This is a genomic window from Pseudomonas sp. ES3-33 (assembly GCF_000952175.1).
GTDB lineage: Bacteria > Pseudomonadota > Gammaproteobacteria > Pseudomonadales > Pseudomonadaceae > Aquipseudomonas > Aquipseudomonas gregormendelii.
Map to the genome: position 1 here is coordinate 19,825 of NZ_JZRI01000093.1, position 15,160 is coordinate 34,984.

Annotated in this window: 14 protein-coding genes; 5 read left to right on the top strand and 9 right to left on the bottom strand. The window is 61.3% G+C overall.

The window, feature by feature from the left end:
- Positions 1-6: 6 nt before the first annotated feature.
- Together ercA and UB23_RS16940 are read left to right on the top strand one after the other, a co-directional pair.
- Positions 7-1,170, top strand: a complete 1,164-nt coding sequence (gene ercA / locus UB23_RS16935; protein WP_045060453.1) for an alcohol dehydrogenase-like regulatory protein ErcA — start codon at positions 7-9, stop codon at positions 1,168-1,170.
- A complete protein-coding gene (locus UB23_RS16940; protein WP_045060454.1) occupies positions 1,154-2,818 on the top strand; it encodes a PAS domain-containing hybrid sensor histidine kinase/response regulator in 1,665 nt (554 codons plus the stop codon). Before ercA ends, UB23_RS16940 begins: the two co-directional genes overlap by 17 nt.
- Here the strand turns inward: UB23_RS16940 and UB23_RS16945 are convergent.
- The 7 genes from UB23_RS16945 to UB23_RS16975 all read right to left on the bottom strand — a co-directional run bounded on the left by UB23_RS16945 (position 2,803) and on the right by UB23_RS16975 (position 9,879).
- The gene (locus tag UB23_RS16945) at positions 2,803-3,687 is read right to left on the bottom strand and encodes an aldose 1-epimerase (RefSeq protein ID WP_045060455.1); all 885 of its coding nucleotides are present in this window, start codon (positions 3,685-3,687) and stop codon (positions 2,803-2,805) included. The two genes, UB23_RS16940 and UB23_RS16945, sit on opposite strands and share 16 nt — an antisense overlap.
- 68 nt (positions 3,688-3,755) lie before the next feature.
- Positions 3,756-5,036: a TRAP transporter large permease gene (locus UB23_RS16950; RefSeq protein ID WP_045060456.1), complete on the bottom strand. Its 1,281-nt coding sequence runs from the start codon at positions 5,034-5,036 to the stop codon at positions 3,756-3,758.
- Positions 5,037-5,564, bottom strand: coding sequence for a TRAP transporter small permease (locus tag UB23_RS16955; RefSeq protein WP_045060457.1), 528 nt, complete (start codon positions 5,562-5,564; stop codon positions 5,037-5,039).
- Positions 5,565-5,643: 79 nt separating this feature from the next.
- Complete coding sequence (locus UB23_RS16960) at positions 5,644-6,615, bottom strand: TRAP transporter substrate-binding protein (RefSeq protein WP_045060458.1); 972 nt, start codon at positions 6,613-6,615, stop codon at positions 5,644-5,646.
- Between the two features lie 62 nt (positions 6,616-6,677).
- Positions 6,678-7,571, bottom strand: a complete 894-nt coding sequence (locus UB23_RS16965; RefSeq protein WP_045060459.1) for an SMP-30/gluconolactonase/LRE family protein — start codon at positions 7,569-7,571, stop codon at positions 6,678-6,680.
- A gap of 45 nt (positions 7,572-7,616) precedes the next feature.
- A complete protein-coding gene (locus UB23_RS16970; RefSeq protein WP_045060460.1) occupies positions 7,617-8,435 on the bottom strand; it encodes an NAD-dependent epimerase/dehydratase family protein in 819 nt (272 codons plus the stop codon).
- A gap of 148 nt (positions 8,436-8,583) precedes the next feature.
- Positions 8,584-9,879, bottom strand: coding sequence for an OprD family porin (locus UB23_RS16975; protein WP_045060461.1), 1,296 nt, complete (start codon positions 9,877-9,879; stop codon positions 8,584-8,586).
- A 242-nt stretch (positions 9,880-10,121) separates the two neighbouring features.
- On the opposite strand from UB23_RS16975, the gene UB23_RS16980 reads away from it, so the two are divergent.
- Together UB23_RS16980 and UB23_RS16985 are read left to right on the top strand one after the other, a co-directional pair.
- Positions 10,122-11,777: an MFS transporter gene (locus tag UB23_RS16980; RefSeq protein ID WP_045060462.1), complete on the top strand. Its 1,656-nt coding sequence runs from the start codon at positions 10,122-10,124 to the stop codon at positions 11,775-11,777.
- Positions 11,774-12,919, top strand: a complete 1,146-nt coding sequence (locus UB23_RS16985) for an HlyD family secretion protein (protein ID WP_045060463.1) — start codon at positions 11,774-11,776, stop codon at positions 12,917-12,919. Before UB23_RS16980 ends, UB23_RS16985 begins: the two co-directional genes overlap by 4 nt.
- Before the next feature lie 42 nt (positions 12,920-12,961).
- On the opposite strand, the gene copD is transcribed toward UB23_RS16985, so the two are convergent.
- Both copD and copC read right to left on the bottom strand, forming a co-directional pair.
- Complete coding sequence (gene copD, locus UB23_RS16990) at positions 12,962-13,822, bottom strand: copper homeostasis membrane protein CopD (RefSeq protein ID WP_045060464.1); 861 nt, start codon at positions 13,820-13,822, stop codon at positions 12,962-12,964.
- 3 nt (positions 13,823-13,825) lie between these two features.
- Complete coding sequence (gene copC, locus UB23_RS16995; RefSeq protein WP_045060466.1) at positions 13,826-14,191, bottom strand: copper homeostasis periplasmic binding protein CopC; 366 nt, start codon at positions 14,189-14,191, stop codon at positions 13,826-13,828.
- A gap of 139 nt (positions 14,192-14,330) precedes the next feature.
- Here copC and UB23_RS17000 point away from each other — a divergent pair, with 139 nt between their 5' ends.
- Entirely contained in the window at positions 14,331-14,951 is a 621-nt protein-coding gene (locus UB23_RS17000) for a TetR/AcrR family transcriptional regulator (protein ID WP_045060465.1), read from the top strand.
- The last annotated feature ends 209 nt before the right edge of the window (positions 14,952-15,160 follow it).

Below are 15,160 nucleotides of genomic sequence, written 5' to 3' on the forward strand. Positions count from 1 at the left end.
TTTCCAATGAGCCAAAGTCTCAGCCAGCTGCGTAAATTCGTTTCACCTGAAATCATCTTCGGTGCCGGTTGCCGGCATAACGTCGGCAACTATGCCAAGACTTTTGGTGCGCGCAAGGTCCTGGTGGTCAGTGACCCCGGGGTGATTGCCGCCGGGTGGGTGGCCGATGTCGAGGCCAGCCTGCAGGCCCAGGGCATCGACTACTTTCTCTACAGCGACGTGTCGCCCAATCCCCGGGTCGAAGAAGTCATGCTCGGTGCCGAGCTGTACCGGGAAAACCACTGCGATGTGATCGTCGCCGTGGGCGGCGGCAGCCCGATGGATTGCGGCAAGGGCATCGGCATCGTCGTCGCCCATGGCCGCAACATCCTCGAGTTCGAAGGGGTGGACACCATTCGCGTGCCGAGCCCGCCGCTGATCCTGATCCCCACGACCGCCGGCACCTCGGCGGATGTTTCTCAATTCGTGATCATCTCCAACCAGCAGGAGCGCATGAAGTTCTCCATCGTCAGCAAGGCGGTGGTGCCGGACGTGTCGCTGATCGACCCGGAAACCACCTTGAGCATGGACCCGTTCCTGTCGGCCTGTACCGGAATCGATGCCTTGGTGCACGCGATTGAGGCTTTCGTGTCGACCGGTCACGGGCCCTTGACCGATCCCCATGCGCTGGAAGCCATGCGCCTGATCAACGGCAACCTGGTACAGATGATCGCCAACCCCACGGACATTGCCCTGCGCGAGAAAATCATGCTCGGCAGCATGCAGGCCGGGCTGGCGTTTTCCAACGCGATCCTCGGTGCGGTGCATGCGATGTCCCACAGCCTTGGCGGTTTCCTCGACTTGCCCCATGGCCTGTGCAATGCGGTACTGGTGGAACACGTGGTGGCGTTCAACTACAACTCGGCGCCGGAGCGTTTCAAGGTCATCGCCGAGACCTTTGGCATCGACTGCCGTGGCCTCAATCACCGGCAGATCTGCGGGCGCCTGGTGGAACATCTGATCGCGCTCAAACACGCGATCGGCTTCCATGAAACCCTCGGCCTGCACGGCGTGCGCACCGCGGACATTCCGTTTCTCTCGCAGCACGCCATGGACGACCCGTGCATCCTCACCAACCCTCGCGAGTCCAGTCAGCGTGATGTCGAGGTCGTCTATGGCGAAGCCCTCTGACGAGCAGCAACGGGCGCTCGCCGGGCTGCTGGGATTAGGCAGCCACTCGGCGCGCAAAAGCCACTACCCGGAGCTGGCCGCGCGCCTGGAAGAGCTGGAAGCCGAACGCAATCGCTACAAATGGCTCTTTGAAAATGCCGTGCAGGGGATCTTCCAGGCCAGCCTGCTCGAAGGCATGCGTGCGGCCAATCCGGCGCTGGCGCGGATGCTCGGCTACCAGGACCCGCAGGACGTGTTGTTTTCCCTGGCGGACTTGGCGAGCAACCTGTTCGTCGGCGGTGCGCAGGAGCTGGCCAATATCGGCGAGATCCTCAGGCACCAGGGCAGCTTGCACGGCTACGAAACCCAATTGCGGCGCAAGGACGGCAGCAGCCTCGATGTGTTGATGAACCTGTTGCTCAAGCCTGATCAGGAAGGCCTGGTGGAAGGTTTTGTGACCGACATCACCGAGCGCAAACTGGCCCAGGAGCGCCTGCAACAGCTCAACGACGAACTGGAGCAGCGGGTCAACGCGCGCACCGACGAACTGCTCGAGGCCCGGGACGCCGCCGAGGCCGCCAATCGCAGCAAGGACAAGTACCTCGCCGCCGCCAGCCATGACCTGCTGCAACCGCTCAACGCCGCGCGCCTGCTTATCTCGACCTTGCGCGAGCGCAAGTTGCCCGACATCGAGCAGGTCCTGGTGGAGCGTACCCATCAGGCACTGGAAGGCGCCGAAGACCTGCTCACGGACCTGCTGGACATTTCACGGCTCGACCAGGCCGCCGTCAAACCGGACATCGCGCTGTATCGCCTCGACGAGTTGCTTGGGCCCCTGGTATCCGAGTTCCAGTCCGTCGCCGAGGCCGACGGCCTGCACCTGCGCGTGCACATGGGCGACTACGCGATCAGCACCGACTTGCGCCTGATGACGCGCATCCTGCGCAATTTTCTCAGCAATGCCTGCCGCTATACCGACCAGGGCAGCATCCTGCTGGCGGCCCGACGCCGGGGCGAGATGCTGCGCCTGGAGGTGTGGGACACCGGGCGCGGGATTGACCCGGACCGCCTGGATTCGATTTTCCTCGAGTTCAACCAGCTGGATGTCGGCCGTGCTGCCGATCGCAAGGGCGTCGGGTTGGGGCTGGCGATTGTCGAGCGCATCGCCAAGATTCTCGAGTACCGCGTGCAGGTTCATTCGCTGCCGGGGCGTGGTTCCAGATTCAGCATCGAGGTGCCCATGTCCCGGGAAGTGCCGCTGCCGATCAGCCTCGCGGCGCCGCAGCCGGGCACCGGTAATCCGTTGCCGGGGCGTCGTTTGCTGGTGCTGGACAATGAAGTCAGCATCCTTGACAGCATGCGGGCGCTGCTTGGGCAGTGGGGCTGCGAGGTGGTGACGGCCACCGACCAGGCCTCGGCGTTGAGCGCACTGGCCGGGCGGGCGCCGGAGCTGATCCTGGCCGACTATCACCTGGACCACGGGGTGGTGGGCTGTGAAGTGGTCAGGCACTTGCGCGAGCATTTTGCCCAGGCAATTCCTGCTGTCATCATCACCGCCGATCGCACCGATCAATGCCGTCGCTCATTGCGGCGCCTGGATGCACCGCTGCTGAACAAACCGGTGAAGCCTGGCAAGTTGCGCGCGGTGCTCAGTCAGTTGCTGGGGTAGGGCAGCGCGCGATATTGCAGGCTGAAACCCAGCTCGGCAGACTGACCTTGTGCCAGCAGGCGCAAGCCCGGCCGCCCGGGCAGGTGATGGGCATTGACCGGATGGCTTACCGGTTCGATACAGAAGAATCCCAAGTCAACCGGGCAATACAGCAGGTAGTAATCGCTGCCGCTGGCCTCGCACTGCAGTTCGTAGCCCAGGTCCGGTTGCTGGATCAGGCAGTGGCCGTCCCATTGGCAGAAACCGTTGTCGACCAGGGTGTCCGGCAGCGCTTGCAGTTGCTGAAAATCCCATCGGTCGGGGATCGAATCAAGTCGGGTAGGCAGTCTGGACGCGTCGCACATCCAGACCTGTTGGGCAGTTGCCTGCAGACGGGTGCCGGCGGTGCGCGGCAGATAAGGATGCAGTCCCAGCCCATGCCACGCGGCATGCTCGGCCAGATGCGTAACCTGCACCTCGATACTCAAGCGGCCCTCGCTCAAGTGAAAGCGTTGCCGGGCGCGATAGGCGAAGGGGATGCTGCAGTCCAGTTGCAGCACCACTTCATCCTGCGTGTGGGAAACGACCTGCCACGGCTGTTGCCAGGCACTGCCGTGGATGGGTAGCGGGTCGGTGAGGCTGTTGGGCGCCAGGGCAAGCCAGCCATCGGGGCAGTCGAAACCGCCTTCGGCGATCCGGTTGGACCAGGGCACCAGCGGGAAGCAGCCGAGCTTGCCCGGCAGGCCTGTGTTCAATGCCTGCGCATCGTTGTACCGCAGCAATGGCTGGCCGGTACTGCGTACGGTCCAGTTGACGATGCTGCCGCCGAGTGCGGGGGCGAGGGTCAGGTGGGTGAGTTCGTCTTCGAGTTCGAGCAGTGTTGGCGCCATAGCCGTTAACCTATCTGAAAAACACCGAGATCCCCGTAGGCAGCTCCTGCAGGGGCTGCATTGGCCTTTTACAACACCAGATGCGGCAACCACAGCGACAGTGCAGGAACGTAAGTCACCGCGATCAGCACCAGGAACAGCACGGCATAAAAAGGCAGCAGTGCGATCACGGTTTTTTCGATAGTGACTTTACCCACGGCAGACCCCACAAACAGTACCGCGCCTACGGGCGGCGTGATCAATCCTATGCCCAGGTTCACCAGCATGATCATGCCGAAGTGCACCGGGTCGACGCCTATGCCAAGAATCACCGGCAGCAGGATGGGTGTCAGGATCAGGATCAAGGGCGCCATGTCCATCACCGCGCCGAGAATCAGCAGCATGACGTTGATGCACATCAGGATCACGTAGCGGTTGTCTGACAGGGTCAGGAACATGGTGGTGATCTTTGCCGGAATCTGCATCAGCGTCATGATATAGCCGAAGCTGGCGGCGAAACCGATCAGGATCATCACGATGGAAATGGTCCGGACCGTGCGGTGCATCAGTTTCGGCAGCTCACTCCATTTGTAGTCGCGATAGATGAACATGGTCACGAAAAACGCCCAGAGCACGGCGATGGCCGCAGACTCCGTGGCGGTGAAAATACCGGACAGAATGCCGCCGAGGATGATGACCATCGCCATCAAACCCCACATCGCTTCGCCGCATATTTTCAGCGCCTGCTTGAGGGGAATGACCTCGCCCTTGGGGTAGTTGCGTTTTTTCGCGAAGATCAGGCAGAGCACCATCAGGCAGGCGCTCATCAACAGCCCCGGTACGATACCCGCCATGAACAGCGAAGCAATCGACACCGTGCCGCCGGCAGCCAGTGAGTAAATCACCGAGTTGTGGCTGGGAGGCGTCAACAGGGCCTGGACCGACCCGCTGATGGTCACGGCCGTGGCGAATTCCCGTGGATAACCCTTGCGCTCCATTTCCGGAATCAGTACCGAGCCCACTGACGCGGTATCCGCCACCGAGGAGCCGGAAATCGCCCCGAAGAATGTCGAGGCCATGATGTTGACCAGCGACAGGCCGCCGCGCACGAAGCCCACCAGCACCCCGGCAAAGGCGACCAACCGGCGGGACATGCCACCCTCGGCCATGATCGCGCCCGCGAGCACGAAGAACGGAATCGCCAGCAGGGAGAATTTGTTCACACCACCGGCGACTTGAATCATCAGCGCCTGAAACGGAATGTCGATCCACCATGCGCCGATCAGCGCAGAGAGCCCCAAGGCATAGGCGACCGGCATGCCGATCATGATCAGAGCGAGAAAACTGCCCAGCAGAATCAGAGCGTCCATTTATACGGCACCTTCGCTTTCTTCAACCAGGTCGAAACGCACGACCCGACGGTTGCTCTGATCACCGAGCAGGAGTTTTTCCAGGACAAAAATCAGCGTGAGCAGACCGCCCACGGGGATCGGCATATAGGTAATGCCCACGCGCAGCGTCGGCAGCGCGCTCATGAACTGGTTCCAGGTGGACATGCACAGTTTGGTACCCCAGACAGTCATGAACAGGCAGACCGTGGCCATCAGCAGTTGCGAGAAGATCCCCACGACTCTGCGTACTTCGGGCGTCATCCGGTCGGTCACCATGGCCACCGCCATGTGCGCACCGGCGCGATAACTGGCCGCCGCGCCGATGAATGTGAAGACCATCATCAGCAAAATGGCGGTGGGCTCCGGCCAACTGGAGCCGGTGCCGAGGACATAACGAGCGAAAACGCCCCAGGGAATGATCAGGGCAATGGCCAGCACCGACAGTCCGGCGACCCAGATGCAGGTCATGTAAATCTTGTCATTGATGCGCAGCAGTAGATTCTTCATCGGGTTTCACCGTAACCGGGCGCGCGCTGGGCTACACAGACGTCAGCGGCGCCGGCCTTTCATGAGTGCCTGGGAGGGGTTATTGGACCGCTTCGATACGCTTGATCAGATCGGCATAAGGCGCGCCGTATTTTTCGCGGATCGACGCGGTGGCCTCGTAGAAAGGTTTTTTGTCGACGGTGATGAACTCGACGCCGGCCGCCTTGAGTTTTTCCTCACTGCTGGCGGACTTCGCGTCCCATAGGGTGCGCTCCTGGGCCTGCGCGGCCTTGGCGGTTTTCTTCACCAGGACTTGCTGGTCGGGGGTGAGCTTGTCCCAGGTGATTTTCGACATCACGATGGGTTCCGGCAGGATCAGGTGGCCGGTGAGGCTGTAGAACTTGGCATTCTGGTAGTGGTTGTGTTCGAGCAGGGTGGGCGGGTTGTTTTCCGCGCCGTCGATCACCCCGGTCTGCAGGGCGCTGAAGATCTCCCCGGTGTCCATCGCAATGCCGTTGCCGCCCATGGCGTTGATGGTTTCGATGAACATCGGGTTGCCTTGTACGCGGATCTTCATGCCCTTGAGGTCTTCAAGGCTGCGCACCGGTTTTTTGGTGTAGATGTTGCGCGTGCCGCCGTCCATCCAGGCCAGGGCGACCAGGCCGAATTCGGAATCGGTGATCTTGGCGAGGATTTCGTCGCCCACCTCACCGTCGATGACCTTGCGCATGTGCGCCTGGTCGCGGAACACGAACGGCATGTTGAACACGTTCACGTCCGGTACCACGGGACCGACGATGCCAAGGCTGACCCGGGCCATCTGGATGGCGCCTACCTGGGCCTGTTCGACCACTTCCTTTTCCGAGCCGAGTACGCCGCCGGCAAACATCTTGAAAGTCAGCTTGCCGTCACTGTCGGCCACCAGGGTTTTACCCAGCTGCTCTTCGGCCACGACGGTGGGGTAACCGGCCGGATGGATGTCGGCGAATTTGATTTCCAGTGCCTGGGCGGCACTGCTGAGGGTGAAGGCCAGGGGGAGTGCAGCGGCGAGCAAGGTGCGTTTGAAGTCCATGGGGCAATTCTCCAGTCTTGTTGTTTTTTTTATTCAAGGCACAGCAAATTCAGCAAGGGCGTTTACAGCGAGTGATTGAACAGCGGTTCCGGCAAACCCTGGACGCCAGGGTTGAGGGCGAACACGCCACCGGCCAGTGACTGTGGATCCTGGTCGTCACCGGGGCGGATCGACGTCACGAATAGCGTGTCGAGCCGACTGCCACCGAAGGCGCACATCGTCGGTTTTTTCACAGGTACCGCCAGCGATCGGTCGAGGCGGCCATCGGGGGTAAAGCGATGAATCAGCCCGGCGTCATTGGCGCAGATCCAGTAGCAACCCTCGGCGTCCACCGCGGCACCGTCGGGACGACCTTCGTACTGGTTCATGTCGACGAACAGTCGGCGGTTGGTTGGGGTACCCGTGTCGATGTCATAGTCGAAGGCCCAGATCTGCCGGACCAGTGGGTGTGAATCGGAGAGATACAGGGTGCGGCCATCCGGGCTGAAGCCCAGGCCATTGGGCACGATGAAACCTCCCAGCCTGGCTTCAAGTGGCCCCGCCTGCCCGGCGCTGTAGCGGTAAAGGCTGCCGTTGGCGGCATTGGCGCCCATGTTCAGCACCATGCTGCCCGCCCAGAAGCGGCCCTGACGATCACAGCGCCCGTCGTTGAGGCGCATGTCTGCTCGCGCGTGGTCGACATGCGCCAGCAGCTCACTGTCCAGGCTGCCATCGCTGTGCGGTTGCAGCCGGAAGAACCCGCTTTCCATCCCGGCGACCCAGCTGCCATCGCTTTGACGAGCGATGCAAGCCAGCATCTGCGGGGTTTTCCAGGCGTGTACGTGGCCAGTATCAGCGTTCCAGCGTTGCAGGCCGCCGTTGGGAATATCCACCCAGTACAGGGCATTTTCCACGGCGACCCATACCGGGCTTTCTCCAACCGCATTGCGGGCATCGACAATCAGTTCTGCGTGCATGGCCACTCATTCCCTTGGTTATTTTTGTGGGGACTGTTGCGCGGCTCAGTCGCCGAACGGGCCGGCGGCACAGAATGCCCCACCCTGGTAGACCCGCGCCGGATCATCGGCAGCAGGCATCGTTTGGGCCTCGACCTGGTCGCGGAACACTTCGGAGCTGTCTTGCGCCACATAACCAAGGCCCGCAGCCAAGCGGTTGTCCCACCAGACTTGCTTGTTGTCGGACATGCCGTACACCACGGTATGGCCCACGTTGGGTGCATGGAGTGCGCGTTCGAGCAGCTGGGTCAGGTCACCGAAGCTCAGCCAGGTGCTCATCATCCGGCGGTTTTGCGGGACCGGGAACGAAGAGCCGATCCGGATGCTGACGGTCTCGATGCCGTAGCGATCGAAGTAGAACGTCGCCATGTCCTCGCCATAGGATTTGGACAGGCCGTAGTAGCTGTCCGGACGGCGCGGGGAGTGGGCATCGAGGATCTCGCCCTGCTGGTAGAAGCCGATGACGTGGTTGGAACTGGCGAAAATCACGCGCTTGACGCCATGCTTGCGCGCCGCTTCGTAGATGTGAAACACGCCGCAGATATTGGCGCCGAGGATCTCTTCGAACGGACGCTCCACCGACACCCCGCCGAAGTGCAGGATGGCGTCCACGCCTTCGACGAGCTTATCCACGGCCTGCTTGTCCGCGAGGTCACAGATGACGACCTCCTCGCGATCATCCACCGCCGGGCTGATATCGGCGATATCCGAAAGACGAATGACATGGGCATAGGGTCGCATGCTTTCGCGCAGCACTTTGCCAAGGCCGCCCGCAGCGCCGGTGAGCAGCAGGCGATTGAATGGAGCTGTAGGGTGAGTAGTCATGAGAGTCCCTGGACAAGCAGTTATTATTTAATTTGTTGTAGGTTGTCGTACGACGCTGAGAAGTATCCGTAGAGTTTTCCGCTCATGTCAATGCGACTTAGGTTGAAAGTCGATGCAAGGTATTCAAACCACTTCGCTGCTGGGCGGATTACAACAACGAAAGCGGGTAGCTGATGAAAATCCGGTTTTCGTCAAATTCGTTGGTGCTGAAATCCTTGCGGATCGACGCATTGCGCCACTTCACGTTGAGATTTTTCAGCGCGCCGCTTTGCACGGTGTAGGCCAGTTCCGACTCGCGGCCCCATTCCTTGCCGTCGGTGATGGCACCGGTGTGCACGTTATCGCCGCTGATGTAGCGGTTCATCATGGTCAGGCCAGGAATGCCCAGGGCGACGAAGTTGTAGTCATGACGCAGCTGCCAGGATTTTTCCTTGGCGTTGTCATAGCTGGAGTTGTAGCTGTCGTTGGCCAGGGTGCCGCCGCTGGTGCCGTTGACACGCATCCAGGCGCTGTCGCCCGTCAGCTTTTGCAGGCCGACGTAAAAGGTGTTGCCGCCATATTTGGCCGAGAGCATTGCAAAGGTGGTCTTGTTTTCCATGTCGCCGGCCAGGGCGCTGCCATCTTCCTTGCCGTTGAAAAAGCCGAGGTTGGCACCCAGGGTCCAGTCGCCCAACGGCTGGCTGTGACTGAGGTTGAAGTACTGCTGCTGGTAGATGTCGCTGAGTTCCGAATACCAGACGCCGACCAGGGTGCGCTTGTCGTTGAAGGTGTATTCACCCCCTGCGAAGTTGAAGCGGTCCGAGGTGAACGCCGCGCGGCCATTCATGGACATGTCTTCCATGCTTGCATCGTTGCGCGGGCTGTTCTGGCGGAACTGGCCGCCGTAGAGCGTCAAACCGCTGATCTCGGTGGAGGTGACCTGGCCACCGCGGAAGGTCTGCGGCAGTGAGCGCCCATCGTCCGAGCGCAGCACGGGCAATACCGGCATCCATTCGCCGACCTTGAGTTCGGTCTTGGAAATCTTGCCCTTGACCGCTACGCCCATGCGCCCGAAATTGTCGGCAGGGCGCCCGTCATCGTGAATCGGCAGCAACTGTGTACCACCCGTGCCTTTGCCTCCGTCGAGCTTTTGCGAGTACATGCCGAGCACATCCACACCAAAGCCGACCGGGCCTTGGGTAAATCCGGACTTGGCGTCGAGGATGAAGCTCTGCGTCCACTCCTCAGCCTTGCCCTGGGGATAGGCCGGGTTGGTGTAGTTGCGGTTGAAGTACGCATTGCGCAGGTTCAGCGTCGCCTTGCTGTCATCGACAAACCCTTCTGCCTGGCTGGCGAGGGGCAGGGCCAGAACGATCCCGCCGAGGCTGAGCAGGCTGAGGGTATGACGGCGGGCAAAAGTCGGGCGAGGGGTGCAGGCGAAGGAATGGCGGACGAGTTGACTCACAGTGACGCTCCCTTTGTATTTTTGTTTTTATGGTTGTTATACGTCGTCGTACAACATGGGGGTGATTATTTGCGAGGTGTCAGCGGGTTGTCAATCGGAAGTTATACGATGACTTCATGCTTGAGGGCGCCGTGACCTTTGAGGGCCGGGAGGGCCGGGAGGGCGATAGACCAACAGGATATGGGTGTTGGCTAACAAGGTTTTACGGCAAACTGGCACGACCTCCGACACAAGGCCACTGAATGGATCATTACGCCCCGCGCAACTGGCAGCCCCACGAGCGGCCCAGCTTGCCCGGTTCGCCTTCCACGCCGCTGCACTCCACGCCCAAACGCCTGGCCTATGCGCTGGTCGGATTGCTGGTGGCGTTGACCGGGGGGTTGGGAAACTCCCTGGTGATTGCCAACCTGCCTTATCTGCAGGGCGCGCTGGGTGCGACCACCGCCGAGATGGCCTGGCTGCCGGCCGCGTACGTGATGACCAATGTGTCGATGAACCTGCTGCTGGTGAAGTTTCGCCAGCAGTTCGGCTTGCGCGCGTTCACCGAAGTGTTCCTGGTGCTCTACGCGTTGGTGACCTTCGGCCACTTGTTCGTCAACGACCTGAACTCGGCGATTGCAGTACGTGCGGCGCACGGCATGGTCGGGGCGGCGTTGAGTTCGTTGGGGCTGTACTACATGATCCAGGCGTTCCCCGCGAAGTGGCGCATGAAGGCGCTGGTGCTCGGGCTTGGGACTTCGCAGCTGGCTCTGCCCCTGGCCCGGCTGTTTTCCGAAGACTTGCTGCAGATCGCCGAATGGCGCGGCCTGTACCTGTTCGAACTGGGCATGGCGCTGTTGTCCCTGGGGTGCGTGTTCCTGCTCAAACTGCCCCCCGGGGACCGTTTCAAGACTTTCGAAAAACTCGACTTCCTGACGTTCGCCATTCTGGCCAGCGGCGTCGCACTGCTGTGCGCGGTGCTCTCGCTGGGGCGTATCGACTGGTGGCTGGAAGCACCCTGGATTGGCGTGGCGTCGGCGGGTTCCATCGCGCTGATCATGACCGGCCTTGCCATCGAGCATAACCGCAGCAACCCGATGCTGATGACTCGCTGGCTGGGCAGCGGGGTGATGATTCGCCTGGCCCTGGCGGTGGTGCTGATTCGCATGGTGGCCTCGGAGCAGTCCACCGGCGCCGTCGGCTTCATGCAAGCCCTGAACATGAGCACCCAGCAGCTGCACAGCCTGTATGTGGTGATGATGATCGGCAGCATTGCCGGGCTGGTCACCAGCGCGCTGACCATCAACCCCAAGCACCTGTTCAGCCCGTTGATCGTGTCGCTGGCGTTGATGGCTGTCGGTTCGGTGATCGACAGCCATTCGAATAACCTGACCCGTCCGGAAAACCTGTATTTCAGCCAGTTCCTGCTGGCATTCGGCAGTACATTTTTTCTCGGGCCGACCATGGTGCTGGGCACGCGCAATGTATTGACCAACCCGCGCAACCTGGTGAGCTTCTCGGTGCTGTTTGGTATCTGCCAGAACCTCGGCGGCTTGATCGGTGCAGCGTTGCTGGGCACTTTTCAGATTGTTCGCGAGAAATTTCACTCCAGTAACATTGTCGAACACCTGGTGTTGACCGATCCGCTGGTGGCTGCCCGGGTCCAGAGCGGCAGCAATGCCCTGGGTTCGGTGATCGCCGATCCAGCCTTGCGCAATCTGCAGGGCATACGCAGCCTGGCGACGGCCGCTACGCGCGAGGCCAATGTGCTGGCCTATAACGACGTGTTCATGCTCATCGCAGTGATCGCCGTGCTGACGATGATCTGGATCTCCATTCGCGCCCTGTGGCTGATGAGCACTACAAAGAACGTCACTCCAACGCCTTCCGACTCCACCAGCGGTGCCACACCTTCATGACCGAACCGACCACGACGACCACCAACGCCATTGCCGCCACCCCCGAGGGCGTTGCGCCACCGTCCACGCCCGCCACCGAGCCGCGCTCGCTACGGGTTCGAGTGCTTTCATCGATGGGCTTTGCGGCGATCGCCCTGGTGGGTGTGCTGATCGTGTTGTACGCCTGGCAGTTGCCACCGTTCAGCAGCGCGATCGAGACCACGGAAAATGCATTGGTGCGCGGCCAGGTGACCATCATCGGTCCGCAGCTCAGCGGCTACGTTTATGAAGTGCCGGTGTCGGACTTCCAGTTCGTCAAGACCGGCGACTTGCTGGTGCGCCTGGATGACCGGATCTACCAGCAGCGCCTGGACCAAGCCCTGGCACAATTGGCGGTGCAAAAAGCCGGCTTGGCCAACGTGGTGCAGCAACGCAACAGCGCCGAGGCCACCATCAAGCTGCGCCAGGCAGCAGTCGCCGACAGCCAGGCGCAGGCGCGCAAAAGTGCCGCCGACCTGCGCCGTAATAACGAGTTGGTTCGCGATGGTTCGGTGTCCAGGCGCGAGCTGGATGTGAGCCTGGCGGCGAACGCGCAGTCGATTGCCGCGGTCGCCCAGGCCCAGGCCAATCTGGAGATCGCCCGCCAGGATCTGCAGTCAGTGATCGTCAATCGAGGCTCACTGGAAGCGGCAGTGGCGAGCGCGGATGCCGCGGTGCAACTGGCGCGCATCGACCTTTCCAATACCCGAATCGTTGCGCCCCGGGACGGCCAGCTGGGGCAGATCGGTGTACGTCTGGGGGCCTATGTCAACTCCGGCGCGCAGCTGATGGCCCTGGTACCGCATCAGCTGTGGGTGATTGCCAACATGAAGGAAACCCAGATGAACAACGTGCGGGTCGGCCAGCCGGTGACGTTCACGGTGGATGCACTGGACCACCGCAAGTTCAAGGGCCGGGTGCAGCGGATCTCACCCGGTACCGGTTCTGAATTTGCGCTGCTGCAAGCCGACAACGCCACCGGCAACTTCGTCAAGATCGCCCAGCGGGTGCCGGTGCGGATTACCGTGGACGAAGATCAGGCCGAGAGCGAGCGGCTGCGGCCGGGGATGTCGGTGGTGGTGAGCATTGATACGGCGGCTTCAGGCGACCCCGCAGCCCCATAACATCGCGGTGGCGAGCAAGCTTTGCTCCCACAGATATCTCGTTCAGGCGGCCACCAGCGGTGGCATGGTGCCCAGCAACGACACTGCCGCCACCGCGCCAATCCCTAATAGCCACTCCATGACCACGCTGGTTTTCAGCGCCCCCATGCGCTGGTCGCAATCATTGACCCGCAGCCGATTGAACAACGCCAGGCCCAGCATCGCCGCCACCAACCCGACCTTGATCAACAGAATCAAGGCAAATCCCGACCACAATGGCGTCGGCCACAGCTGGCCCGTCAGTACTCGCACGTTGATCAGCCCCGTCAACACCAGTCCCGCCACCAGCGCGTAACCCACACCACTGAACCGCTGGAGAATGACGCCGATCGGGTGGACTGATGCCTGGCGCAAGATCATCACCAGCAGCATCAAGCCGCCCAGCCAGATGCCAACGCACACCAGGTGCACGATCTGATTGAGGATCAGCAGTTGGCCGTTCAAGCCATCGAGCATCGCGCCATGGCCCACGGGTGCAAGCGTCGCCAGCAACAAGCCACCCAATACCAGGCGCGGCAGCAGGGAGGCCTGCCAGCGTGTGAACAGCAACGCCAGCACCAGCCCGTTGAGTAACAGATGCCAGCGCCATACCTGGCCGAAAAACGTGTTGCCCATGACCAGTTGCAGGGTCGGCAGGTCAAGGGCGGCCGCCCAGTCCCCGGCCATGCTGGCAGTGATCAACAGTAACCAGCAGACGCCGCTCACCAACGCCACCGCTGCCAGCCATCGGCTCACCCGCGCCAGCGGCTGATCCAGCGTGGTAATGCCACGCCCCAACAGCAGGGGCCTGAACACCCAGGCCCCGACCAGCATCAGCACCACGGTGAAATGCAGAAAGCGGCACAGCACCATCGCGCTCGTCATGAATTACTGACCGACCTTGAAGCTGTAGGCGCCTTCACTTTTATGAGTATCGACCGACACCGCGTGCCATTCGACCTTGTACGCACCTGCAGTCAAAGGCGCTTGCGGCGTCACCACCAGGGTTTTCTTGTCACTGCCTTCGGTGGCCAGGCTTTTTACCGGTACGTTGCTGCCGTCCTTGCTCAGCGTCACCTTGGTAAAGGTCGCTTCCACCCCTTCGGAAAATACCAGGCGCAGCTCTGCCGGTGCGCTGACCGTGCTGTCGGCGGCCGGGCTCTGGCTTTTCAGGTGGGCATGAGCGAACACCGACGAGGCGGCGAACAGCGAGCCGAGGAGGGTGACGGTGGTCAGGGTTTTCTTGAGCGTCATCATGGAATACCTCTGGGCAGGTTGGAAGAGAGGTGCAGTTTACCTTCCAGGGCGCGCCGGGACGAAGTTTCGTTTTGCCCTGTCGCCGCGAAGTAGAGCGGATGCTAGTCTTGACCAACGCTGTCGTCAGGGAGCCCTCATGGGCAATCACAAGATCGAGATCCGTCGCAGTAACGTCGAGAAAATTCTGCTGGGGGCTGAAAAGGTCTTCGCCGAGAAAGGCTTCGGCAGTACCGCCATGGCCGACATTGCCGCCGAAGTGCAACTGCCGCGCTCCAACCTGCATTACTACTTCAGCACCAAGGGCGAACTCTACAGTGCAGTGCTGTTCGACCTGCTGGAAGTGTGGAAACAGGACGCCCTGTGCTTCGAAATGTTCGACGACCCGCGCGTGGTCCTCAGCAGCTACATCCGCGCCAAGATGCAACATTCGCGCAGCCGTCCGTACGGCTCCAAGGTCTGGGCCAACGAAATCATCCATGGCGCGCCGACGCTGGGTGAGGCACTGGACGCCAGCCTGTACGACTGGGCCAAGATGAAGGAAGCGAAAATCCGTCAGTGGGTGGAAGACAAACGCATCCTGCCGGTGGAGCCCTCCAGCCTGCTCTACATGATCTGGGCGTCGACCCAGCACTACGCCGACTTTGATCATCAGGTGAATATCCTCAATGATCACCAGCCATTGTCCGATATGCAGTTTGAGCGGGCGGTGCAGACGGTGACGAGTGTGATTTTGCGCGGGATTGGGTTGGAGCCCTAGATGTCCCATACATCAGTGGGTGTTGGCCAGGGAGTCGTCGGTCTGTGGTGCGCTTGAAAAGATCGCAGCCTCGTTGCACTCGACAGCTCCTTGTATGTTGACCCAGCACCCAGCGAGAGAGGTCTAAGCTCGTTGGTGCTGACATACAAAGATGTGTTTCTGGGGGAGGCCGATGGCTCCTGAAGGCAGGACTTGCGCCTGACCTTGTC